Annotated in this window: 17 protein-coding genes; 8 read left to right on the forward strand and 9 right to left on the reverse strand. The window is 44.4% G+C overall.

All coding sequences use genetic code 11. From position 1 onward, the window contains the following. Positions 1 to 62: 62 nt before the first annotated feature. Together G5T77_RS14685 and G5T77_RS14690 are read right to left on the reverse strand one after the other, a co-directional pair. Positions 63 to 530, reverse strand: a complete 468-nt coding sequence (locus G5T77_RS14685) for an HIT domain-containing protein (protein ID WP_166139514.1) — start codon at positions 528 to 530, stop codon at positions 63 to 65. A gap of 126 nt (positions 531 to 656) precedes the next feature. Further along, positions 657 to 2366, reverse strand: a complete 1710-nt coding sequence (locus tag G5T77_RS14690) for a GGDEF domain-containing protein (protein ID WP_166139512.1) — start codon at positions 2364 to 2366, stop codon at positions 657 to 659. A gap of 1142 nt (positions 2367 to 3508) precedes the next feature. Here G5T77_RS14690 and omp33-36 point away from each other — a divergent pair. Next, entirely contained in the window at positions 3509 to 4405 is an 897-nt protein-coding gene (gene omp33-36 / locus G5T77_RS14695; RefSeq protein WP_166139509.1) for a porin Omp33-36, read from the forward strand. Between the two features lie 64 nt (positions 4406 to 4469). Here the strand turns inward: omp33-36 and betT are convergent, their stop codons facing one another. The 4 genes from betT to G5T77_RS14715 all read right to left on the reverse strand — a co-directional run bounded on the left by betT (position 4470) and on the right by G5T77_RS14715 (position 9611). Continuing rightward, positions 4470 to 6434: a choline BCCT transporter BetT gene (gene betT / locus G5T77_RS14700; RefSeq protein WP_166139507.1), complete on the reverse strand. Its 1965-nt coding sequence runs from the start codon at positions 6432 to 6434 to the stop codon at positions 4470 to 4472. A 179-nt stretch (positions 6435 to 6613) separates the two neighbouring features. Beyond that, on the reverse strand, positions 6614 to 7330 hold the full coding sequence (locus G5T77_RS14705; RefSeq protein ID WP_166139505.1) for an ion channel: 717 nt from the start codon (positions 7328 to 7330) through the stop codon (positions 6614 to 6616). A 231-nt stretch (positions 7331 to 7561) separates the two neighbouring features. After that, a complete protein-coding gene (locus G5T77_RS14710; protein ID WP_159123808.1) occupies positions 7562 to 9277 on the reverse strand; it encodes a cation acetate symporter in 1716 nt (571 codons plus the stop codon). A gap of 1 nt (position 9278) precedes the next feature. Then, positions 9279 to 9611, reverse strand: coding sequence for a DUF485 domain-containing protein (locus G5T77_RS14715; protein WP_004781535.1), 333 nt, complete (start codon positions 9609 to 9611; stop codon positions 9279 to 9281). 182 nt (positions 9612 to 9793) lie between these two features. Here G5T77_RS14715 and G5T77_RS14720 point away from each other — a divergent pair, with 182 nt between their 5' ends. Together G5T77_RS14720 and G5T77_RS14725 are read left to right on the forward strand one after the other, a co-directional pair. Further along, the gene (locus G5T77_RS14720; protein WP_166139503.1) at positions 9794 to 13285 is read left to right on the forward strand and encodes a PAS domain-containing hybrid sensor histidine kinase/response regulator; all 3492 of its coding nucleotides are present in this window, start codon (positions 9794 to 9796) and stop codon (positions 13283 to 13285) included. A 417-nt stretch (positions 13286 to 13702) separates the two neighbouring features. Further along, entirely contained in the window at positions 13703 to 14470 is a 768-nt protein-coding gene (locus G5T77_RS14725) for a hypothetical protein (protein ID WP_166139501.1), read from the forward strand. A 67-nt stretch (positions 14471 to 14537) separates the two neighbouring features. Here the strand turns inward: G5T77_RS14725 and G5T77_RS14730 are convergent, their stop codons facing one another. Continuing rightward, the gene (locus G5T77_RS14730) at positions 14538 to 15188 is read right to left on the reverse strand and encodes a response regulator transcription factor (protein ID WP_004781530.1); all 651 of its coding nucleotides are present in this window, start codon (positions 15186 to 15188) and stop codon (positions 14538 to 14540) included. A 373-nt stretch (positions 15189 to 15561) separates the two neighbouring features. Here G5T77_RS14730 and msuE point away from each other — a divergent pair, with 373 nt between their 5' ends. From msuE to G5T77_RS14750, 4 genes are all read left to right on the forward strand, one after another. Then, positions 15562 to 16296, forward strand: coding sequence for an FMN reductase (gene msuE / locus G5T77_RS14735; RefSeq protein WP_166139499.1), 735 nt, complete (start codon positions 15562 to 15564; stop codon positions 16294 to 16296). Between the two features lie 28 nt (positions 16297 to 16324). After that, on the forward strand, positions 16325 to 17440 hold the full coding sequence (gene sfnG / locus G5T77_RS14740; protein ID WP_166139497.1) for a dimethylsulfone monooxygenase SfnG: 1116 nt from the start codon (positions 16325 to 16327) through the stop codon (positions 17438 to 17440). A gap of 152 nt (positions 17441 to 17592) precedes the next feature. Then, positions 17593 to 18207, forward strand: a complete 615-nt coding sequence (locus tag G5T77_RS14745; RefSeq protein WP_125279183.1) for a riboflavin synthase subunit alpha — start codon at positions 17593 to 17595, stop codon at positions 18205 to 18207. 126 nt (positions 18208 to 18333) lie between these two features. Next, positions 18334 to 19743 (forward strand): deoxyribodipyrimidine photo-lyase, encoded by a 1410-nt coding sequence (locus tag G5T77_RS14750; protein ID WP_166139494.1) that lies wholly within the window; start codon positions 18334 to 18336, stop codon positions 19741 to 19743. A gap of 62 nt (positions 19744 to 19805) precedes the next feature. Here the strand turns inward: G5T77_RS14750 and G5T77_RS14755 are convergent, their stop codons facing one another. Together G5T77_RS14755 and acs are read right to left on the reverse strand one after the other, a co-directional pair. Then, the gene (locus G5T77_RS14755; RefSeq protein ID WP_166139491.1) at positions 19806 to 20987 is read right to left on the reverse strand and encodes an acyl-CoA dehydrogenase family protein; all 1182 of its coding nucleotides are present in this window, start codon (positions 20985 to 20987) and stop codon (positions 19806 to 19808) included. A gap of 130 nt (positions 20988 to 21117) precedes the next feature. Next, positions 21118 to 23064, reverse strand: a complete 1947-nt coding sequence (gene acs / locus G5T77_RS14760) for an acetate--CoA ligase (RefSeq protein WP_159123800.1) — start codon at positions 23062 to 23064, stop codon at positions 21118 to 21120. A 261-nt stretch (positions 23065 to 23325) separates the two neighbouring features. Here acs and G5T77_RS14765 point away from each other — a divergent pair, with 261 nt between their 5' ends. Then, positions 23326 to 23901: a DUF805 domain-containing protein gene (locus G5T77_RS14765; RefSeq protein WP_034170236.1), complete on the forward strand. Its 576-nt coding sequence runs from the start codon at positions 23326 to 23328 to the stop codon at positions 23899 to 23901. The last annotated feature ends 71 nt before the right edge of the window (positions 23902 to 23972 follow it).

Below are 23972 nucleotides of genomic sequence, written 5' to 3' on the forward strand. Positions count from 1 at the left end.
CAAACTATGGGACAGCAGTGGAGAGTGCCCCTCTTTTAAAAAGAGGGGGCTTTTATTTTTGACTATGCGATTGAGCGAATATTTTCAGCCAATTGTGCCAGCGCTTGATCATCCGCCCTTCGAGCATCATGCGATGAAATATAGCCCTCATAAGCATCAAAATACTTATCGACTGAAGAATTAATTGGCTGCCATTTTTCATGGGTATTTTTAGTCTGATGCATTGGAAATAGCTTGGCATGCACATGATCGACACCAAATCCCTCGAACACCATTGCTGTTCGGCCAACGTCATCAAAATAACGATCCAATTTTAGGGCTACCTGCTTGGTATATAAAACCAGATTTGTCAGCACCTGGTCACTCAGTTCAAAGGCATAGCTGGAATAATGCTGTTTTGGAATCACTACGCTTGCGCCCAATGTATTGGGAAATATAGTAAGAAACGCCATAAAATCATCATTTTCATCGATTAAATGACATGGCAATTCCCCTTTTACCATTTGACAGAAAATACAATTTTTACTCATTTTAAGATCCCCTAAATTTTTATATTTTTTAAAAACTTCAATGAAATTTACTTTATTTTTTAACAATATAAATTATAAAATTATGACTCTTCAGACTGTTTAGCTTAAAAAATTCAGTTAAGTGGTTTAAACCTCAGCCACCACATTACGTCCTTTGGCTTTGGCCTTAAATAACGCCTCATCGGCCTGTTCCAGTAAAGCAATCCATGACTCTGCACCAATCGCTACCCCAATACTCACCGATACATGAATATCTTCATCAGCTGCGGTCAGAATAGAATGTTCAGCGACTTCGGTCCGGATTTTATTCGCCAGCATGAAAGCATGCTGCATCTCGATATTTTCAATCAGGACCAGAAACTCATCACCGCCATAGCGAACCAGCAGATCCGAAGCACGGACATTGGCTTTTAAGCGTTCTGCAACCAGTTGAATAACCTGATCACCAATAATATGCCCATATTGATCATTGACCTGTTTAAAATGATCAATATCAATAATCATCAGGCAGGTTCGCTTAAACTGGGTCGGATGCGTTTCCATAAAACGGATATATTCATCGAGCGCAAAACGGTTAGCCAGTCCAGTCAGGGAATCGGAATGGGCAATATTTTTCAGTCGAAATTCTAATGCTTCACGCTCTTGCAGCGTATGCTGCAGTTTTTGAATTGCTGTAAATAAGGATTCAGTAGGCCGGTCTATTTTTAGTTTTGATTGGGCTTGCTTCCGTTCAGACCCAGTGGACAAATCAAATAAAATTTTACGTGCCCGAATTAAAGGAATAAAGATGCGTTTACGCGCAAAAATCATGGTCAAAATTGCCGTAATCAGGGAAATTCCAGATAAGGCCACTGTCCAGATCAAATGATTCAGACCATGGCGCATTTCCTTAATAGCCACATCTTTGGTGTATTGCAGTAAATAGTTCTGCAAATCAATCACTGTTGTAAATTTATCTACAATGGCTTCAGTCAGCTGGGTTCCAGTTAAATAATAAGGACGCTGCTGGCGGCTATCTTCAATCAGTCGCTCCACAATCGGTAAACCTTGCTGGATAAATTCAGTTCCGACCCGCTGATGTAAACGAATAAATTCATCAGTTTTGTCCTGAACAGGCTGTAGCGTATCAATAATATCCCAGAGGTAGCGTACCTGATGCTGGACCTGCAAGGAACGGGTAATGTTTTGCTCTGGAATCTGGGTTCCAAATGTCACATGTGCCATGACATTTGACGCTACCCGACCCGATTGATCCCTGAGATCAGATAAAAACAGGATTTCACTTATGTAATTATCCAAACGGGCAGATGGCGTAGCAGAGGCAATCACTACTCCTTTCAGAATTTTACGGCTGCTATCCCAGGCAGTAAACATGGCGAGAATAGCCTGATCCATTTCCTGTGCAGTACGTTCCGGGCGAGGTATTTGAGTATAGAGATCGACCTGCTGACGTCCATTCTGCAAGCTCGGTTTCAATTCAGATAAAAGTTGCTGGCTTAGGTGATTAAAACCAACCTGATCGAGTGCCTGAGCCGTAATTTGCATCTGTTGATCGACTTCCTGACGGTAATCGCTTAACTCCTGCTGATGTTTGGCAAATTCCTCAACCGAGCTGGACATTACTTTGTTGGCAGGTGCCCGTTCCCGGGAGATTTTATTGGAGAGATCGGTGACCTGTTGTAAGGCATAAAGCTGCTGATAGGTTTGTTTTGATTTTAAATAATGTTGACTACTATCAATAATTAAGGGAATACAAATACACAATAAACATAAAATAATGATCGACATCGACCAGTACAGATGTTTGCTGATTTTCTCAGAGCGCAAAGTATTCATCTTGATTTTTAGTCCTTCACATGAATCAAGGACTCCCCATTTAATAGTAGATAGATTATACAAATAAACGCCTACTCATCATCAATATTTCTTCCCAATTGCTTTGATTTTCAGAAGGTTTTTCTTATGTTCTTAAAGGTTTTAACTCTTTATATTTTCAGGATTTTTCATCTGTTATCACTAAAATATAAATAGGAATGAAAATTTCATAATTTAAAATATAAGAAAATTAAAAAACTCGCTTTCTGAACTATTTACACGTGCAACAATTAGGTGCATAATGCACTGCATTAGGGCGAGTTAAATTATTCCTCAGCAGATTTTTTGATTTACCCGCAAATTTTGGCGAAAAAACCTCAATTTTATATAGAAATTGAGGTTTTTTTTTGCAACTTTATAGAACGAAGCAATTTTTAAATTGAAATAATGCACCATTAAGGTGCATTAAAGAATCATCTTTGACGGCTTTCTATACTAGTTTTTCTAATCTTCTTTTATGAACTAATCCGTAGACTGATGCTTCTAAAAAATTCTGGCAAAAAAAAAGCCCAACCTTGGGGAAAGCTGGGCCGATAAAAACAAAAATATGTGGAGAATCAGTCAAATTATCATGTAAAAACATGAACTCTAACCTGATTTTTTTATTATCAGTCAATTTGGTAACAATGTAAAGCACATTAATTTACTAGGATTTATGACATATCACAATTTATAGACAAAACAGTGAAATACATCACATTATAACCCTTATTTTGTCGCTAAACCGATCAATTCTTTCATAAATTTGCTTTATATTACAGTTTTTACGCCTCTCTTAAATTCAGTGTAATAAACATGATTATTTTCATGATAAATAAATTGGTTTTTTGAATTAAAATCCACTATTCAACTTAATTAAACAATCAAAAAATCCTTTATTAATTCATTTTCCTGATTAGATGTAACAATTTATTTAGTATACAACATTGTTATTTAAGCTTTTTTCTAAAATAACTAAATTTTCTAATTAAAAGACTATTAAACAAAATCAATACAATGATTTTGTACAAAAAAATAGCGATTTCGAATTGGATTGACTTAATAAATTGTCACAATACAATACGTTCCTGTTGTACATCTTTTGTAACAAAATGGTAAATATCATGAAAAAACTCGGTTTAGCCACTGCTTTATTATTAGCCATGACCGGTGCTCAAGCATATCAATTCGAAGTTCAAGGTCAATCAGAGTTCATCGACAACACTGTAAATGACAAAGATTTCACTGGTGCTGTTCAAGGTACTTACTACTTCAAAGATGTAGACGCTTCTAAAAGCCCTTTAGCTGAAGCTGCTTTCATCAACCAGGCATCTAACGTTTCTGCTGCTTATACATATGGCGAATATGATGTAGATGCTGATGATAGAGACCAGACTTCTCATACTTTCGGTGTGAAAGGTGAAGCTTACATCCCAACTAAAGTTGTTCCTGCTTATGCAAGCGCTTCTTATAGCCATACAATTACTGATGGTAAAGGTGGCCAAAATGATGACAATGGCGACCGTTATGCATTAGAAGTAGGTGTACTCCCTATTCCTAACTTCCTGGTAGCTGTAGGTTACACAAGCGTTGCAGACCAAACTTCTTATGACGCTTTCAATATGTTCAACAACGGCGTTGCTAAAGCTGCTCTTGAGTCTCGCACAATCGATGAAGACCAAGATGCAATCACTGCTCGTACTAAATATGTAGGCGCAATTGACGGCACTAACATGTCACTTGGCTTCGAAAGCGGCTTGGTTTATGGTGAAGATACTGCTTACAACCTAGGTACTACTTTGTACATCAACCCTAAATTAAGCGTTGGTGCATCTTATATGGAATCTAGCTACGCTAACTCTCCAGACAAAGCTTGGGGCGCAAACGTAAACTACTTCATCACTCCAGCAGTTGCTGTAGGTGCTAGTTATGTGAACTCAAACTACGAAGCAAATCTTGCTCAAAATGCTGTAGTTCGTGATACACAAACTGTAGGCTTAAATGCTAAATTCCGTTTCTAATTTCTGAATTAGTGACTGAATAAAAAAAGGACGCATCAGCGTCCTTTTTTATTGGATCAAATATTTATTCTGGAGAACGGACCAGACTTAAAAAGTGCAGATGACGTTCATATTGATCAATGATGTCCTGGATTAAATCTTCCTGAGTCCATTCCATCACATCATAATTTTGCCCCCCTTCCCTTAAAAAGACTTCTGCCTGATAAGATTGCGGAGAATCTGCATCCGGCATAAAGCTCGGTGCTAAAGTCTGGGTAGCAATGACCTGATAAATAAAGTTCATTTCATTCTGATGATCGACACGTAACTCGATCCCATCTTCCAGTTTAAAGATTTTCACCTGGATGTGACGACGTTTCAGTTCAACCTGAAAACTGTTAAAAGCTTTGCTGACCATCGTATCAATATAATCACGTACTTCATCATGCGTATGCGGATAATGCATAATTAAACCGAGTCGCTGTTGCCAGCTACGCGGGTTCTGAATGGCCCGCGGGGTAATACGTGCAGCTTGTAGCGCATGCATTTTCGTTACATCCAGATGCAGGGCCTTAATCAGTCCCCAGCAAATCAGCAGCATAATAAATGTAAACGGCAAGGCACTCATAATCGTAGCCGACTGCAAGGCTTCCAGCCCACCTGCCAGTAACAGAATGATGGCCAATAAAGCCATTAACACGGTCCAGAACAGACGCTGCCAAGTCGGTGAATTCTCGGTTTTCGCCGTGAGATAATCCGTGACTAATGATCCAGAATCTGCTGAAGTGACAAAGAACAGGATAACCAATACCGTAGCAATAATACTGGTGACTGAATTAAATGGCAGATTACCTAAAAATTCGAACAGCGCTACAGAGGAGTCACGTTGTACTGCCTCAAGCAGATTAGTATTGGCTTCATGCATGATACTGAATAATGCAGCATTGCCCATAAAGCCCATCCAGATCAGGGTAAATCCGGTAGGAATCAGTAGAACCCCAACAATGAACTCACGGATACTGCGGCCTTCGGATACTCTGGCAATAAACATCCCGACAAATGGTGACCAGGAAATCCACCAGGCCCAATACATAATGGTCCAGCCACCAATCCAGCCACTAGGCTGATAGGCATACAGATTGAAGGTCATACTGAACAGGTTTGCAACATACTGTCCAGAATTCTGGATAGTGGTCTGCAGAAGATAGATACTTGGACCGGTAACAAAAACAAAGATGAGTAACAGTAAAGCAAGCAGCAGATTCAGTTCAGCCAGGCGTTTGATGCCCTTATCCAAACCAAAAAATACGGACATTGATGCCATTACAGTGACGGCAATAATCAAAATGACCTGAGTACTGGGGGTCTGCTCAACTCCAAATAGGTAATTCAGACCCGAATTAATCTGAGTCACCCCAAAACCTAAAGTTGTCGCAACCCCAAATACTGTCCCTAAGGTGGCAAAAGTATCTACCCCGTCTCCGATTGGGCCATGAATCCGGTTGCCGATCAGTGGATATAAGGCGGAGCGAACTTTTAAAGGCAGATTATGTCGATACGCAAAATAGGCCAATGACAGACCCACAATGGTGTAAATCGCCCAGGCATGCAGGCCCCAGTGGAAGAAAGTCACGCGAATAGCTTGCTGCGCGGCCAGTACAGTTTCCGGTTCACCAGCAGGCGGTGTGACATAGTGCATAACCGGTTCGGCAACACCGAAAAACATCAGGCCAATTCCCATACCTGCGGTAAACAGCATGGCAAACCAGGATGCCTGGCTGTATTTTGGCTGACTATGGTCGGGCCCGAGTTTGATTTTCCCCATATCAGACAGGGCAATATAAATCAGGACAATCAGGAAGATCGCCACGGAGAGGACATAAAACCAGCTAAATGAAGTGGTAATCCACGCATTCATTTGCTTGGTCAACAGGTCGAATGAATCAGGTGCCAGTATTACCAGTCCCAAAAAAATGGCGATAATCACCACTGTACTAATAAAGACATTCGGATTGATATTGGCAAACCAGGATGAAGGTTTGGAAGGCATAGATCCCCCATTTTTTTAATAGATTGGATGCCGGGAGGCTTGAATCATTATTGATAAGTAAAAACATTCTGATCGAGAGAATTACGATCAAAGATACGTTTTGGACCTTAAGATTTTAAAATATTCAGGAAAATAAAGCCGTTAAGTTACTGTAACCAAGCTATGCAGCTCTGTACGTTCTATTCCTCAGGCTTTCTATGCTTATGTTGTATATGAGTCTGTTTAGGAAGATGAGAAATATACTGTAAGGCAATCAGACGGGAAACAATCAAGGCCAGATACATTACCCCGACAAACATCTGGATAATGGCCAGCATCCGTGCGACCGGGCTGACCGGCATCACATCAGATAATCCTGTAGCAGACTGTACACTAAAGCTCAGAAAGAGCAGATCCAGCCACGGCTGATAAGCTTTTAGATCTGGGTCCGAAAAGCTGTAAGGTACCCATAACTGGCAAATGCTATAGAGAAAAGCAAAGCCCCAAGCCAGCAATGTGAAAACTGCTCCCGCTGCAAATAGTTCGTCTTTGGTCAGATAACGGTCATGAAACATATAACGTAACAGGCCATACGCTGCACTGAAGTAGGCACTGGCTTCAAACAGATGCGCGACGATCATGATCCAGGTATAGCGCAGCCCCAAGAAAATCAGCGACGAAAAGAAGATGGCCCCTGCGACAAAGATGAGTCCCAGAATGGTAAACATCGGAGTCTGACGAATTACCTTGGCAATCACCAGCAAGACCACCACCCCCAGCATCCATGTACCCGCGCGATAAGACACACTGTCATAACTCAGCATCGACAGAATCAGAATCAGTAACTGCAGGCATAGCAGCCAGGCAGAAGGCAGATACTTAAAATGGGTCCAGAATCGTAGCAGGGAGTGCTTCATGAGATTTGTCTTGATGTCCTGTCGAGCATCATTATTGTTATCGCTGGCTTAACATAGCATGATCTAGCTGATGGTTAGAAACAGGATTGTATAAAAATCATTGAAATCTCAGTTAAAAATAGCTGTATTTAATTTTAGATAACCTATCCCAAAGTATTTCATTGGGTAGCTCAGGTATTTTATCGCTATAAAAAAAGCCCCCATCAGGAGGCTTTTTTAGGACATCAGATCTTAATGATCAGATGCACCTGAGATTCCAATACCTGTTTGTGAGCGAACAAACTGTGCATCGAAAGCTTTGCGTTCTGCTTGTGCTTTCACTGAGCGGTCTGTGATGGAGAAGAACCAGCAGCAGAAGAAAGACAGTGGCATTGCAAATAATGCAGGACCATTAAATGGAACGACTGGTGTATCTGAAATCGCGAAAGTATCTACCCAAACTGCTTTAGACAGTATGATCAGTACTACTGCAGTCACCAAACCAACCACGCCACCAATGACAGCACCACGTGTGGTCAGGCCTTTCCAGAACATAGACAGAACCAGTACCGGGAAGTTGGCACATGCGGCTACCGAGAATGCCAGACCCACCATGAAGGCAACGTTTTGCTTCTCGAACAGGATTCCCAGAATCATCGCAAAGATAGCAAGACCAAGAGTTGCAATTTTAGACATGCGCAGTTCAGATTCAGGTGTAGTACGGCCTTTCTTGAATACGTTTGCATACAAGTCATGTGAAATTGCTGAAGCACCTGACAAGGTCAAACCTGCAACTACCGCAAGAATGGTTGCGAATGCCACTGCAGAAATGAAGCCCATGAACAGGTCACCACCCACAGCATCTGCCAGGTGAACCGCGGCCATGTTGTTACCGCCCACCAGCTCTAGCTTGCCTGTGATTGCCATTTTTGCAATGTCCAGGAACTGCGGGTTGTTCGCTACGTATAGAATCGCACCGAAACCGATAATGAAGGTTAACAGGTAGAAGTAACCGATAAAGCCTGTTGCAACCACCACTGATTTACGTGCTTCTTTGGCATCTTTTACTGTAAAGAAACGCATCAGGATATGTGGCAGACCTGCTGTACCAAACATCAGCGCCAGACCAAGAGAAATCGCATCGACCGGATTCGAAGCGAGATTACCCGGACCCATAATCTTCGTTGCATCTGCAAGGCTCAAGTCATGTACTTTAGAGTAAACCTGAATCGATTGTTCAAACATATTGGTAAAGCTGAAACCTACGCCCTTCATTACCATGAAAGCCATAAATGTCGCACCAGACAACAGCATTACTGCTTTAATGATCTGTACCCAAGTGGTCGCTAGCATGCCACCGAAGATTACGTAAGCCATCATCAACAGGCCAACAATCACCACAGCAATATTGTAGTTCAGACCGAAGAGTAACTTGATCAACTGACCTGCACCTACCATCTGTGCGATCAGGTAAAACGCCACCACAACCAGTGAACTTAATGCAGCTAGAGTACGCACCGGTTTTTCTTCCAGACGGAACGACACTACATCAGACAGGTTAAATTTACCCAGGTTACGCAAACGTTCTGCCACCAGGAATAAAACGATTGGCCAACCCACCATAAAGCCTAGTGAGTACAGCAATCCGTCAAAACCGGACAGGAATACCATCGCGGAAATACCGAGGAAAGATGCTGCAGACATGAAGTCACCAGCAATGGCCAGACCGTTCTGGAAGCCAGAAATCCCGCCGCCGGCAGTATAGAAATCATTAGTATTTGTGGTTTGTTTGGCAGCCCATTTGGTAATAAATAAGGTTGCTCCAACGAAAATCACAAACATGATAATCGCGTGCCAGTTGGTCGCTTGCTGCTCCGCAGCACCCAGATCTGGTCCAGCAAATGCCATTGCCGAGCTGAGCAAGGTCAGCGCTGCAGCAGCAAGCGCTTGATATGAAATCCCTTTCATCTTAGTGTTGCCCCTTTTCTTTTGTAATCGCTTCCACTTCCTGAATTGCTTCTCTGTTCAGCTGATCAAGTTTGTTATTGGCAATGTAGGAATACACCCAGCACAATATAAAAGACAAAATAATGATACCGATACCTAGAGGTACACCCCAGGTCGTTACACCGCCAGAAATTGAAGACAATAGAAATTCTTTGTTGTAGCCAACAAGCAACATGAAACCGACATAGACAAATAGCATGATGCCGGTTAAGGTCCAGCTCAGCGTACTTTTTCTACGTACCATTTCTTTGAATTTGGGATTCTGTAGAATTCTTTCTACTTGGGCCTCATCCATATTTACACTCCTGTAGCCCCACCATGGGCTTACTATTTTTTAATTCGAATTATCACTGTTGCAAAATAACAACATTTAGAATGACTTGTAATTTAGACTTTGGTCGTTAAAAAATGATCAATTTAAACTGCTGAGTGCATGATGCGGTATCATAGCGTCATGCACAGTACACATCAGGCTATATGAACAGTTGGCTCATCATAGGGGTGCTCGCCCTCTATATCACTTTACTCTTTACTTGCGCTTTCTATGGGGAAAAACATGCCAGCCGGCTGAGTACCCGTGGCCGCATGCTATTGTTTAGTTTAACTTTAGGCGTCTACTGTTCTTCCTGGACATTTTATGGCGCGACCGGTGCTGCGGTTCGTGAAGGAATTATTTTCCTGCCGATCTATCTTGGTCCCCTGCTCTTTGTCGCGATTGGTTACGATATCTGGCGCCGTCTGGGACGGGTACGCCAGCATCATGCGATTTCCTCTATCGCCGACTTCGTCGCTGCACGTTATGGTAAGAGTGGGCCTCTGGCTTCGCTGGTCACCATTCTGGCGGTGATTGCCATCATTCCCTATCTGGCCTTACAGTTGCGTGCAATTGCCTTGAGTGCGGCGGTCATTCTGGAACCTTCAGCTGGGATTGCCAGTACGACTAATAGCGTGCTGTTCCTGACTGGCGTCCTGGCGATTCTGGCGATGATTTTTGGTACTCGGCAGATTGCCAACACTGAACAGCATGGCGGTCTGATGCTGGCTGTCGCCTTTGAGTCCTTCGTCAAGCTATTTGCCCTGCTAGCCGTAGCCTGTTTCTTTATTTTTGAAGCACCAGAAAATCTGCCTCAGATCAGTAGCGATATTCAGTCTACTTTCCATGATGTACAGCTGTTTGGCGTACCGGAAAGCTTCTGGGTTCAGACTTTGCTGGCTGCACTGGCGATTATCTGTTTACCGCGTCAGTTTCATGTGGCTGTGGTTGAATTACGGGATGAGCAACATATCCGTGGTGCACGGCGCTGGTTTGCCATTTATCTGATTCTGACCACGCTGGCGATTATCCCGATTGCCAGCTGGGCACTGCATGCGGCTCCCCAATATTTAGCGATTCCAGATGTCGCGGTACTGTCTTTACCGCTTAGCTATAATCAGGACTGGCTGACCTTATTGGCCTTCTTAGGCGGTTTCTCGGCTTCGACTGGTATGTTACTCGTGTCTTCAGTAGCCCTGTCGATCATGCTGAGTAATGACCTGATCATGCCAGCGCTCTGGCGGTTAAACCTGATCTCACGGCATGACAAGCGTTTACCACTGGTACTGAAATTTACCCGCCGGATCTGTATCCTAGCCGTGATGTTGATGGGCTTTCTGTTCTTCAACTTTTTTAATGATATTGACCAGCTCTCAGTCTTTGGTCTGCTGGCCTTTAGTGCCGTGGCACAATTCGCCCCTGCCCTGATTGGTGGTCTGTATTGGCGTGGCGGGAGTAAGCAAGGTGTATATGCTGGCCTGCTGACCGGTTTCGCTTTATGGTCGTATACCCTGCTATTACCAACGATTTTGCGCAGCCTGCCAGAAGCCTATCAGCAGTTCAGCCAGAGTTTTCTGGAACAGGGTCCTTTGGGCTGGAACTGGTTACGTCCTGAAGCCCTGATCGGTTTCGAATCTTTTGATCCTTTAACGCATGGTGTGGTCTGGGCACTAGGTCTGAACACATTCCTATATATCTGGGTTTCCCGGATGTTCCGTCCAAGTGTGGCTGAACAGATTCAGGCGGAAAGTTTCTTCTACTATGAAACCAAGCCGCTTCCTTCTCAAAGTCCATCTACTGATGTCAGCTACTCGCATCAGGATGTGGCCCGTTTAAAAGTTGGTGACCTGATTACGCTGGCCAAGCGCATTACCGGTGAAGGTCCAACCATGCACGCCTTCCAGCAGTTCTGTGCTCAAAATAGTGTGGAACTGAATGAAAATAGCAGTGCCAATGGCATGTGGTGGCGTTTTACTGAGCAGTATCTGGCCGGTACCATTGGTGCAGCCTCGGCACGTACCCTGCTGACTACCGCGATGGTGAATAATGGCCTGGCCCTCGGTCAGGTGGCGAATATTCTGGATCAGGCCTCACAATGGCAGCGTTTTAACCAGAACCTGATCATGACCATGATCGACCATATGACCCAAGGGGTGAGTGTGGTTGATGAAAATATGTGTCTGGTCGCCTGGAACAACCAATACCTGAAACTGTTCGACTATCCAAAAGATATTGTTTATGTCGGCTGTCCAATCGCTGACCTAATCCGTTATAACGCTGAACGCGGTGAATGTGGTCCGGGCTCGGTCGAAGAACATGTGCGTAAACGGATTCACTGGATGCAGGTCGGCAGTGCGCATGAATTTGAACGGATCCGTAAAGATGGCCGCGTGATTCAGATGCGGGGTAACCCAATTGAAGGCGGTGGTTTCGTGACGACCTTTGCCGATATTACTGCCTTCCGTGAAAATGAAGCATTACTGGAAGCCCGGGTTCAGGATCGTACCCAGCAGCTCGCTGATGCCCTGTCTGAACAGCAACTGGCGCGTGAACAAGCCGACAAAGCCAATATGTCCAAGAGCCGCTTTATTGCTGCCGCCAGTCATGACCTGTTACAGCCAATGCATGCTGCACGTCTGTTCAGTACGGCGCTGGAGCAAAGTGTACAAAGCGAAGAAGATCGCAAGACCCTGCAGCAACTGGATCGTGCCCTGCATGGGGCAGAAAGCATGCTCTCAGCTCTGCTGGATATTGCCCGACTGGAGGGCGGTACGATTCAGCCGAAACGCCAGGCTTATCCACTGCATGATTTATTAAGTGATCTGGAACTGCAATTCAAATCCATTGCGGCACAACGTGGCATCAAACTGCGAGTGCATGATGCCCAGTTCTGGATTGACACCGATCCACAATGGATTCGCCGGATTATCCAGAACTTTGTCAGCAATGCCCTACGTTATACCGCCAAAGGTAAGGTCGTGGTCGGTGTACTGCGTTCTAGCAACCGGCCAAATCATATCCGGATCGGGGTTTGGGATACCGGTCCCGGTATTGCTGAAGAACAGCGCATCAAGCTGTTCCAGGAATTCGAGCGTTGTGGCCATACTTCGCCTTGGGGTGAACAGGGTCTGGGGCTTGGTCTCGCCATCGTGCAACGTATGACTGGTCTATTGGATTATCCAGTTCATGTTTCTTCCGAGCTGGGCAAAGGTTCCTGCTTCATGATTGAAGTGCCACTGACCGCAGCACCGAAAGTCATTGCCGCCCCTGTTCAGGCTGTGCCGTTGAAGTCCAAGGCCTTTAAGATTCTATGTCTGGACAATGATGAAACCATTCTGGAAGGCATGTCGACCTTATTGACCAAATGGGGTTATCAGGTCTTTAAAGCCACCGAACCAGAACAGGCCGCCGAGATGATTCAGCAGGAAAATATTCAGGTCTGGCTGGTCGATCAGCATTTAAACCAGGACAAGATCGGTCTGGACTTTATTCTGGAACATCGTAGTAGTGATATTCCGGTGGCATTGATTACCGCAGATTCTGATCCGGAACTGCCACAGCGCCTGAAGGATTTAAATATTGTCCTGCTGAAAAAACCGTTGAAGCCTGCTTCACTCCGTTCCTGGTTATCCGGTCTGAAAATCTCGGGTAGCTAGAACTTTTTATTTTCATCTCAATGCCCATTTTAATGATTTAAAGTGGGCATTTTTTATACCAAACAAATACCTTTCTTTACCTGACTGGCAAAAAAATCAGGCCAATGTGCTAAAAGCACCAAATTTCACATAATTCCTGCTGATAAATTGCTCAAAATTATCATTTCAGCATTCTCTATGGCAAAAGCCACCAATTCTATTAATATACATGTGTACACCTAGTTACAACTATTTAAGTTGTTGTTTTAAATTAATTTTTAATCCTATTTTATGGCAGATAGAACTTTGGTCGTATTTTTAATACAACAGGCTTAGCTCTAAAAATAGACAATATAAGAAACGATCAGTTTCCATCTGACAATGCCTAAATCCTTTTGGCAGCTGGTCTATTTGCACTGCTAGATAGGAGTTATAAAAATGAAACTCGATGAATCAATTGCTCAGCTTCCCGCACAGACTCAGCAATTCCATCGCCAATATGGTGCTAATGCCTTATTACCCAGCATCGACTGGACGCAAATGTTTAAATACAGCAAACTCGACGATACCCAGATTCAGGCACTTGAAACCCTGTATCAGCATGCGGTTCCTTTAGCCCTGCAAGTTTTTGATGAACTGCATTTTGATGTCTTTGAACCTTATGCCTACAAACCGCAAGGTTTAGGTTTATTTGAACGTTTGGCTGAACAGGAAAACAAGCTGATTGAATCTCTGGAAGCAGAAGCTGAAGATTTACCTGTACAAACCCGTCATCAGATCTGGAGTATGCTGCTGCGTGGTGGTGCCGTACTGGTCTTTAAAGCGTGGCTCGGCAAAGTGAAAAATGAAGAAGATTGCCTGGATACCACCCAGTTTGATGAGCTCTCTGACTTGCTCTTTATCAAAACCTGCCCGCATGAACTGGCAGAGCACCTACAGGTCGATCCGAATAGCACAGACGAGCATGTATTCCTGATGTATGAAGATGAAGTTTATCTGGACCGTTTTAACAGTCTGGAAACTGCTGCCCTGTTTGTAGACTTAGGTGTGTATGATGCGACTTTCCTGAGTCTACGGGATGATCGCGTAGCAGAATACCTCATCTCTAAAGGCTATGTCACCCAAGAACAGATTGATGAACTGCAATCCGCACTGAATCCAATGTTCTGTACCGATGTCACCCAAAAACAGGATTATATTGCTTAATCTGGCAATATTCTCATAATAAAAAAGACCTCAATTGAGGTCTTTTTTATTTTGTAAGCTGTATCACTTACATTTTCTTTTCTTCAATATTCAAGGCATTAATAGCAAGCACCGCCTGGGTACGGTTTTGTACACCCAGCTTACGGAAGATTGCTGTTACGTGCGCTTTAATCGTAGCTTCTGAAACATCCAGTTCATAAGCAATCTGTTTGTTCAGCAAGCCTTCGGCCACCATCATCAAGACACGGAACTGTTGCGGTGTCAGTGACTGAATCCGTTCTGCCAATGCAGTTTCATCTGCAGCACGCGGATCGAAATTCATGTTGGCTGGCAGATTTGGTGGTAACCAGATTTCCCCTTCGAGGACTTCACGAATCGCTTCACCAATATGGCTTGGATGCGCAGATTTTGGAATATAGCCCATCGCACCATGTGCAATCGCACGCTGGATAATGCTGGCTTCTTCGTGAGCAGAAACGACAATAATTGGAATCGAAGGATATTGTGCGCGAACGTGGACCAGAGCAGAAAAGCCCGATGCACCTGGCAGGTTTAAATCCAGAAGGACAAGATCAGGCTCAGGACCATTTTCTAGACGTTCATAAAATTCATTGACTGCTGCAGTTTCATGAATCTGCGCTTGTGGCAGACTATAACGAACAGCTTGGATCAGAGCATGACGAAACAGTGGATGATCATCAACGATTAAAATATTCATAGGACGTGAGAGAGATCTTGTGCACAGTAGCTCCTATTCTAACCACACAAGCCAGTTTATGGATATGCAAGATCGCCAATTTTTTAAAAAATGTGGAGTTTTTCTTTAATTTTTTTAAATTTTGGCTTATTTCAATAATTCTTTAATTCTCATCACTTTTTTATATATGATTTATTCCTATTCTGCATAGCTTATCTTTATTCAATATAAATATAGTTATCAGCCATTTATCCAGCTCTATCCGTTTCAGAAGCACATTTTCCGCTTATATAGAAAAATCAGATAACTTTTCAGCATTTCGTTATTTTACACCTACTGCGGCAATCGGGATTAATAGGGTCATTCCGAGCTTAACCATTTTTAGGTACTTCACATGTCCCATTTTTCCGAGCAAAAACCTTTAAACATCGTGGCTGTTTCTGGCGGCCTGAATCACCCATCTAAAACCGAAGCACTGGTTCAAGCCATTCTGGATGAACTGGGTGAAGCGACGCCAATCAATGTACATTTCATTAAATTTAGCGAAATCGGCCAGCTTTTAGGTGGTGCAATTTACCGTAACCAGTTACCGCAACGCGTGCAGGATGATCTGGCAGCCGTTGAAGCAGCAGATGCCCTGATTGTTGGTACGCCTGTTTACCGCGCTTCATTTACGGGCCTGTTCAAGCATTTCTTTGACTTCGTAGAACAAACGGCGCTGGTAGATGTACCGGTTCTTTTAGCAGCTTCTGGTGGTAGTGACCGTCATGCGCTGGTTCTTGAACACCAATTACGCCCATTATTCAGCTTCTTCCAGGCACAAACCTTACCAATCGGGGTATATGCCACAGATCGTGACTTTACACCTGAATATACTATTCACAGCGAATTACTTCGTGCCCGTATTACCCTGGCAGTGGCTCGTGCCCTACCGATCCTTGAATGGGCGCCAGCAAAGGGGCAGCGTGCTGAGGTCATTAAAGAAAAATCTCAGCAAGCCAACCAGAGCCTAGGCATCAACAAGCAAATCGAACAGGAAGAAGTTTTACCTTCAGCTGCAGTGCCAAGCCTGGATGCCGCAGAATCCCGTTTGCACAGCAAGAAAGTGCCAAAGACTCAAGTGGCTTAATGGTCACTTCATTCAGAGGGTAAGAATAATGTCACAAGATAAAAATATTGTATTTGCTTACTGGGTTCCAAATGTCAGTGGCGGTCTGGTGGTCAGCGATATCGAACAGCGTACGGACTGGAGCTATGACTATAATGTCCGTCTGGCGCAAACTGCTGAGAAAGCAGGTTTTGATTATGCCCTGACCCAGATCCGTTTTACTGCGGGCTATAACGCTGAAAACCAGCATGAATCAGTGAGTTTCAGTCACGGCATCCTGGCAAAAACTGAACGTTTAAAAGTGATTGCCGCGGTCTTGCCGGGTCCATGGAAGCCTGCGCTGGCAGCGAAGCAGCTGGCAACCATTGATCATCTGACCAATGGCAGAATTGCGATTAATGTCGTAAGTGGCTGGTTCCGTGGCGAGTTTGATGCAATTGGTGAAGAATGGCCGGAACATGATGAACGTTATGCACGTTCAGAAGAATTTATTCGCAGCCTGAAAGGGGTCTGGACTCAAAACAATTTTAGTTTTGATGGTAAATACTACCAGTTCAAAGACTATACCTTGAGTCCAAAACCGCTACAAAAACCGCATATTGAAATCTTCCAGGGGGGGAGTTCCCGGGCAGCACGCGATATGGCATCTCGCGTGTCTGACTGGTACTTCACCAATGGCAATACGCCGGAAGAGCTGAAAAAACAGATCGATGATATTCGTGAAAAAGCCAAAGCGAACAATCACTCTGTGAAAATTGGCGTAAATGCATTTGTGATTGCACGTGATACTGAAGAGGAAGCGCAAGCAGTACTGCGAGAAATCGTGGCCAAGGCCAATGTTCAGGCGGTAAAATCTTTCGGTGAGGCAACGCTTGAAGCAGGCGCAGCCAGTAAGGAAGGTGAAGGTAACTGGGCCAAATCTACGTTTGAAGATCTGGTGCAATATAACGATGGCTTCCGTACCAACCTGATCGGGACGCCAGAGCAGATTGCAGAACGTATCATCGAACTGAAAAAAGTTGGTGTTGATCTGGTTCTTTCAGGCTTCCTGCACTTTATTGAAGAAGTGGAATATTTCGGTGAAAAAGTCTTGCCACTCGTGCGTAAACTGGAAGCGCAGCAAGCTGAACAGCAACAAGAAAAACAAGAAGCTGAGCTCGTTTAAACTATAATAATGCTCAGCATAACGATTCATTCCCTCAAGGCTCGGCTTGAGGGATTTTTTTTGTGCAACACAGTGTTCTCGGCATAGAGATAGCCGCCTGCTTCATTCTTGACTAGAATGAAGCCAAACCCGATGAGATAGAAATTTAAATTATGTATACCGGTATCGTACAAGGCTTGGAAAAAGTCGTGGATATTCGCCAGGGCAATGGCTTCATTACCATTATCGTGAGCAACGAAAATCAGTTTTTTCAGGATGTCTTTATTGGCGCCAGTGTTGCGATCAACGGCGTCTGCCTCACCGTAACGACTATTGATCAGAAGCTAAACCAGATTCACTTCGATATCTCCGATGTAACCCTTGCCCTCACCACCTTAAAATCTCTTCAAGTAGGTGATGAAGTGAATGTCGAACGCTCTGCCAAAGTCGGTGCAGAAAATGGCGGGCATAATCTGTATGGGCACATCGAAGGTACAGCAATCATTAAAAATCTGGAACATCGGGGTGAAACCTACCATATCGATATTCAGATCCCGGATGGCAATATCAAATACTTTTTCCTGAAAGGGTTTATTGGTCTGAACGGCTGCAGCCTGACCATCAATCGCGTCGATCGCGCCAATAGTGAAATTTCGATTGATCTGATTCCCGAAACTTTGCGTCTGACCACCTGGAAAAATGCCAAAGTAGGTGATGAAGTCAATTATGAAATTGACCAGACCACGCGTACCTTGGTGGATACCTTAGAAAATATTCACCAGCGTTAAATGAAAGAGCCGCTTATACCATAGGCGGTTTTTTAACTGATCATTCTGCCCATATCTACGTTTCTATACAGAATTTTCAGGTGGAATGAATAAAATAATCTGATTCCGATTCAGAACGTTATTCCCATGCAGTTGATCTGGTTCCGCCAAGACCTCCGTATACATGACCATGCCGCACTCTGGCATGCTACTCAGCAAGGACCTTGCATTGCGCTAGCAGTCCTCTCTCCCGAACAATGGCAACTGCATCAGGATGCCCGGATCAAAACTGATTTTTATCTGCGTCGGCTCAAATATTTAAAACAGCAGCTACAGCAACTGAATATCCCGCTGATCATATTGAATATTCCTTTGTGGGAAAATTTGGCGCCAGAAATATTGAATCTGTGTCAAACCCTGAAAATTGAAAACCTGCATGCCAATATCGAAGTTGGTGTCAATGAACTGGAACGTGATGCTCAAGTGCAGCAATTACTGGAACAGCAACAGATCAGGGTCGAGCTCTATCATGACCGCACCCTGTTTCCTCTCGGCAGTATCCGAAACCAGTCCACTCAACCGTATCAGGTCTATAGTGCCTTTAAGAAAAAATGCTATGAGCGGCTAATTCTGGATGTACCCGCCTGCTATCCTGAGATTGAAGCTCAAGATCCAATCCAATTACCTACTGATTTCATCAATGTTGATCTGGAAAAATTCTCAGCGGATTATGTGGTAGAGCATGCTGCCCAACTTTGGCCTGCGGAGGATCGAACTGCCTTGGATCTGCTCGATGATTTTATCGAGGACAAAATGGCTCATTATAAAACCGACCGTGATCTACCAGCAGTTGATGGTACCAGCCGCCTCTCCCCTTATCTGAATATCGGTGTTATTTCAGTTCGCCAATGTATGCAAGCTCTTTTTCAGGATGGCTATTTCCAGATTGAGGATGTGGGTCAGCAGACCTGGTTAGATGAACTCTTGTGGCGGGAATTCTATCTACAGACCCTGTTTGATTTTCCACGTGTCTCCAAACACCAACCATTTAAGCAAAATACCCATAAGATCCAATGGCGCAATGCCCCCGAAGATCTAGCTGCCTGGCAGCAAGGCCAGACCGGAATTCCAATTGTCGATGCTGGCATGCGGCAAATGCTGGCAACTGGCTGGATGCATAACCGGGTCAGGATGATTACTGCGATGTTCCTGTGTAAGAACTTGCTGATCGACTGGCGACTGGGTGAAGCTTGGTTTATGCAGCACCTGATTGATGGCGATCTGGCTGCGAATAATGGCGGCTGGCAATGGTGTGCATCGACCGGCATGGATGCTGTGCCCTACTTCCGGATTTTTAATCCGGTCAGCCAGTCCCTGAAGTTTGATCCCAATGGAGACTATATCCGCCAGTGGGTGCCTGAACTGGCGCATCTGGATGCCAAATCCATTCATGAACCTTATGCCAAAAATCCTGATCTGGAACTGGATTATCCAAAACCGATTGTCGATTTAAAAGCCTCTCGTGTACGAGCCATAGAAGCCTTTAAGCAGATTTAGAAGAAACTATCACTTCATCTAATATGAAAAGCCTCCAATATTGGAGGCTTTTTATTTTCATATTAAGAATAAAAACTTGGATCAGGCACTTTCCCGGTCAATATCCATTCCCCAACTTCCTGATATTTATAATCTACCGGATCATGTAAGGTCTGGGTGCGAACATTACGCCAGAAACGGTCCAGATTCAGTTTGGCCGTGGTCGCACGCGCGCCCATCACCTGAAAAATATTCTGGGTGATATAGAGAGATGTATTGGTGGCCGCGATTTTGGCTGTAGCAATCGCCACTGAAACTTCACCACGCTGCTCAGCAGTGAGATCATTGCCCAGATCCCAAGCGACTTGTAAGGTTTGAATCGCTTTATCTGCCAAGAGACGGACGCTTTCCAGCTGCACATAAAAATCCGCAAAATGCTTCTGGGTAAAGGGGTCATTTACTGCATCTTCTACCAATGATTTTGACCAGGCTTTCTGAGTCTGTACGGTTTGTTTGGCCACTTCAAACGCACCTTCTGCTACACCAAGGAACATGTGTACAAAGATCAGCTGGGCAATCAATGGACGTAAGCTTGAATACGGTGTACTCAGTGGACCGGGATTTAACAGCAATTCATTTTCGTGAATTCTGACCTGCTCAAAATGGCTGGTGCCGCTATCGGTCTGGCGTTGACCCATATTATTCCAGTCACCGAGAAAACTTACGCCCTTACGTGCTGTTGGAATCACCCCAATGAGTAATTTTCCAGCATCGTTATAGCCTGAGCACAGTAAGATATCGGAATCAATGGAGCCAGAACAGAAACTTTTATTTCCATCAAAAATATATTCTTTTTCAGCAATTTTTGTTGCGGTAGTTCGACGGTCCAGTGGATTTAAGGTATTGCCCCAGAACAGGTTTTCCCGAGCGGTCTGTTCAAACCATGGGCCATACTGTTCTGGTTGGGAAAATAATTGAACCGTTGCAATCAGCAAATGATGAAACCCATAAACATGTGCTAATGAACTATCGACTCGGGCAATGATTTGAATGGTTTTAAAAATTGTCTGCCAGTCTGCTTCCTGACCGCCGTACTGTTTTGGAATAGACAGGCCCAGTAAACCGCTCTGACGAATCAGATCACGCTCGGCTTTAGGATTACCGCCCTGCTTGTCACGAGCTGCGGCTGTTTGGGCAAAAGTTTCTGTCAGTTGCTGGGCAATTTGCAGGGGAGATTGATCTAGATATTGTTGTCGTACATTCATTCTTTTGACCTAAGTTCAGCATAGTTTTAGCTTAGCAGATTGCAGCTTGGCACTATATTCGAAAGCATGCAGAGCTTATTCCTGAGACAAAAATACCGGCAAATAATGCCGGTATTTGAACGTCCTAAACTTATGCCTGATTACGCTGCACTTCAGCAATTAACTGATCCACGACCTGTGGTTCTGCCAGGGTTGAGGTATCGCCCAGACTGTCCAGTTCATTGGCAGCAATCTTTCTTAAAATCCGGCGCATAATTTTTCCTGAACGGGTTTTAGGTAAAGCGGGTGCCCAGTGCAAGGCATCTGGCGTTGCCACTGGCCCTAAAATTTTACGTACCCAAGCTACCAGTTCACCGCGCAGCTGTTCAGTACTTTCAGTCCCTGCCTGCAAGGTGACAAAGGCACAAATCCCCTGACCTTTGATGTCATGCGGCATACCCACTACGGCAGCTTCGGCAACTGCCTCATGTGCAACCAATGCACTTTCAATTTCTGCCGTACCCAGACGATGGCCTGAAACATTGAGTACGTCATCGACACGACCGGTAATCCAATAATAGCCATCTTCATCACGACGTGCGCCGTCACCAGTAAAATAGGTACCCGGATAGGTCGAGAAATAGGCGTCAATAAAGCGGTCTGGGTCACCCCAGATGGTGCGCATCTGACCGGGCCAGGAATCCTTAATTACCAGATTTCCTTCCGCCACCCCTTCAATTTCCTTGCCTTCTGCATCGACAATGGCTGGTTGCACACCAAAGAATGGTCGGGTTGCAGAACCCGGTTTCAGGTCGGTCGCACCTGGTAAAGGCGTAATCATGAAGCCACCAGTTTCGGTTTGCCACCAGGTATCAATCACCGGACAGCGGCTTTCACCGACTACCGAGTAATACCAGTTCCAGGCTTCCGGGTTAATCGGCTCACCGACCGAACCTAAAATTCTCAGGCTGCTACGATCACTTTCCCGTACATAGGCATCCCCCTCACGCATCATGGCACGAATGGCTGTCGGTGCAGTATAGAGAATGGTCACATTGTGCTTGTCGACGATATGTCCGGTACGTGCCCAGCTCGGATATTGCGGCACTCCCTCGAACATGACCGTAGTCGTACCATTAGAGAGCGGACCATACAGTACATAGGAATGCCCGGTAATCCAGCCGACATCGGCAGTACACCAGAACACATCATCCTGTTTGATGTCAAAAACTTCGCGGAAGGTGCAATTCACATAAGTCAGATAACCGCCTGTGGTATGTAGTACGCCCTTAGGTTTTCCGGTTGAACCCGAGGTATATAAAATAAATAGCGGATCTTCTGCATTCATCGGCTCAGGCGGACAGATCTCATTGACGGTCATGATTTCCATGTGATACCAGAGATCACGCCCCTGTTGCATTTCCACCGGATTGCCGGTGCGATGTACAACGATGACATGTTCAACCGATTCGGTACCGGCGACTTTCAGGGCTTCATCCACATTGGCTTTCAGTGGAATAGCTTTGCCACCACGCATGCCCGAATCTGCGGTAATCACCATTTTGGCCTGACTGTCTTCAATCCGGCTGGCCAGAGAATCAGGTGAGAAACCACCAAACACCACACAATGCACTGCACCAATCCGGGCACAGGCCAGCATGGCAATTGCGGCTTCCGAGACCATTGGCATATACAGCACCACCCGGTCGCCCTTTTTAATTCCGTTCTTTTTCAGGACATTGGCGAAACGGCAGGTTTCATCATAAAGCTCATGAAAAGAAATAATCTTGTGACGGGATGGATGATCCCCTTCCCAGATAATCGCCGGTTTATAAGGATGTTCCTTAAGATGGCGATCCAGACAGTTGGCACTGACATTGAGCTGGCCATCTGCAAACCATTCAATTTTAAAATTGTCTTTATCAAAACTGGTATTTTTAACCTGGGTAAAAGGTTTGATCCAGTCCAGGCGCTGTGCCTGTTCAGCCCAGAACTGATCCGGTTGTTCAATGGATTGCTGATAACGCTCAAAATACTCTGTATCAGTGGTACGTGCGGTTTTCTTAAATTCTGCTGGTACTGGATAGATTTCTTTCATTGTTCGCTTCCTTGATCTTGTTCTATCTCATCACGAGAGCTTGATGGCATTTTGTTGATTGTTTTTTATGCATAATGGCAGTATGTACTGCATATTTCAAATCCGACAATCATGCTTTCGTCGTAGATTATTTATTCAAATTCAATCAGAATAACTTCGGATAATGCTCAGCTATGGCCAAAGTCAGCTAGATATTGCTATCGTCAAATAAAATGAGTCGCCCACTCTCACTGTATTTTATACAAGCTTAGGATCTTGCCCATGAATTCAACTGAACCTTCCTATTTCCCTCCTCCTTTTCCTGCAGCAGATCATCCCTTATCGATCAGGGGCCGATTTGGACGTTTGAGTTTTATTGCCTGGTCTGCATTTTTACAGTTTATTTTCTTATGCAGCAGTATTGCGCTAGGTTTAAGTATTGATATTGTGAACATTGCCAGCCTATCAGTAGATTCAAACTGGCAAATCTCCCTGCACGGCCTGTCCAGCCTGTTTGCCTTAGCGATCATGCTGGTCTATCTGTATTTCGGTATTGTGATTACGGTACGACGCTTACATGATCTGGACCGCAGTGGCTGGTGGATGCTGCTATTCTTCGTGCCTTTGATCAATCTGTTTGTCTGGATTTATATCCTGCTTTTTCCAGGAACAAGAGGCAGCAATCAGTATGGCCCGATACGTACAAGCCCCGTCTGGGAAAAAATTGTGGCCTGGCTGGTAATCATTTTTACCGTACTCAGCCTGTTGGCGACGACTGCGTTATTCTCTTATATGAGTGAAGGTGAACCTTCAAGAATCCCAAGTGAAGTGAAACAAAAAACGACTGAGTTCTTTTAAGACAGTTGTGTCTGTTTTGCATAAATATATTGTGTATAAATTTCGCTGTTGTTAATTTTTTGCTGTAGTTG

The organism is Acinetobacter sp. GFQ9D191M, assembly GCF_011174875.1.
Classification (GTDB): Bacteria; Pseudomonadota; Gammaproteobacteria; order Pseudomonadales; family Moraxellaceae; genus Acinetobacter.

Coding starts and splice junctions, on each gene's coding strand:
- msuE (WP_166139499.1), top strand. CDS start 15,562: ATGTCCCATTTTTCCGAGCAAAAACCTTTAAACATCGTGGCTGTTTCT.
- G5T77_RS14755 (WP_166139491.1), bottom strand. CDS start 20,987: ATGAATGTACGACAACAATATCTAGATCAATCTCCCCTGCAAATTGCC.
- G5T77_RS14710 (WP_159123808.1), bottom strand. CDS start 9,277: ATGAAAGGGATTTCATATCAAGCGCTTGCTGCTGCAGCGCTGACCTTG.
- G5T77_RS14685 (WP_166139514.1), bottom strand. CDS start 530: ATGAGTAAAAATTGTATTTTCTGTCAAATGGTAAAAGGGGAATTGCCA.
- G5T77_RS14745 (WP_125279183.1), top strand. CDS start 17,593: ATGTATACCGGTATCGTACAAGGCTTGGAAAAAGTCGTGGATATTCGC.
- G5T77_RS14725 (WP_166139501.1), top strand. CDS start 13,703: ATGAAACTCGATGAATCAATTGCTCAGCTTCCCGCACAGACTCAGCAA.
- G5T77_RS14750 (WP_166139494.1), top strand. CDS start 18,334: ATGCAGTTGATCTGGTTCCGCCAAGACCTCCGTATACATGACCATGCC.
- G5T77_RS14705 (WP_166139505.1), bottom strand. CDS start 7,330: ATGAAGCACTCCCTGCTACGATTCTGGACCCATTTTAAGTATCTGCCT.
- G5T77_RS14690 (WP_166139512.1), bottom strand. CDS start 2,366: ATGAATACTTTGCGCTCTGAGAAAATCAGCAAACATCTGTACTGGTCG.
- sfnG (WP_166139497.1), top strand. CDS start 16,325: ATGTCACAAGATAAAAATATTGTATTTGCTTACTGGGTTCCAAATGTC.
- G5T77_RS14715 (WP_004781535.1), bottom strand. CDS start 9,611: ATGGATGAGGCCCAAGTAGAAAGAATTCTACAGAATCCCAAATTCAAA.
- acs (WP_159123800.1), bottom strand. CDS start 23,064: ATGAAAGAAATCTATCCAGTACCAGCAGAATTTAAGAAAACCGCACGT.
- G5T77_RS14730 (WP_004781530.1), bottom strand. CDS start 15,188: ATGAATATTTTAATCGTTGATGATCATCCACTGTTTCGTCATGCTCTG.
- G5T77_RS14720 (WP_166139503.1), top strand. CDS start 9,794: ATGAACAGTTGGCTCATCATAGGGGTGCTCGCCCTCTATATCACTTTA.
- G5T77_RS14765 (WP_034170236.1), top strand. CDS start 23,326: ATGAATTCAACTGAACCTTCCTATTTCCCTCCTCCTTTTCCTGCAGCA.
- omp33-36 (WP_166139509.1), top strand. CDS start 3,509: ATGAAAAAACTCGGTTTAGCCACTGCTTTATTATTAGCCATGACCGGT.
- betT (WP_166139507.1), bottom strand. CDS start 6,434: ATGCCTTCCAAACCTTCATCCTGGTTTGCCAATATCAATCCGAATGTC.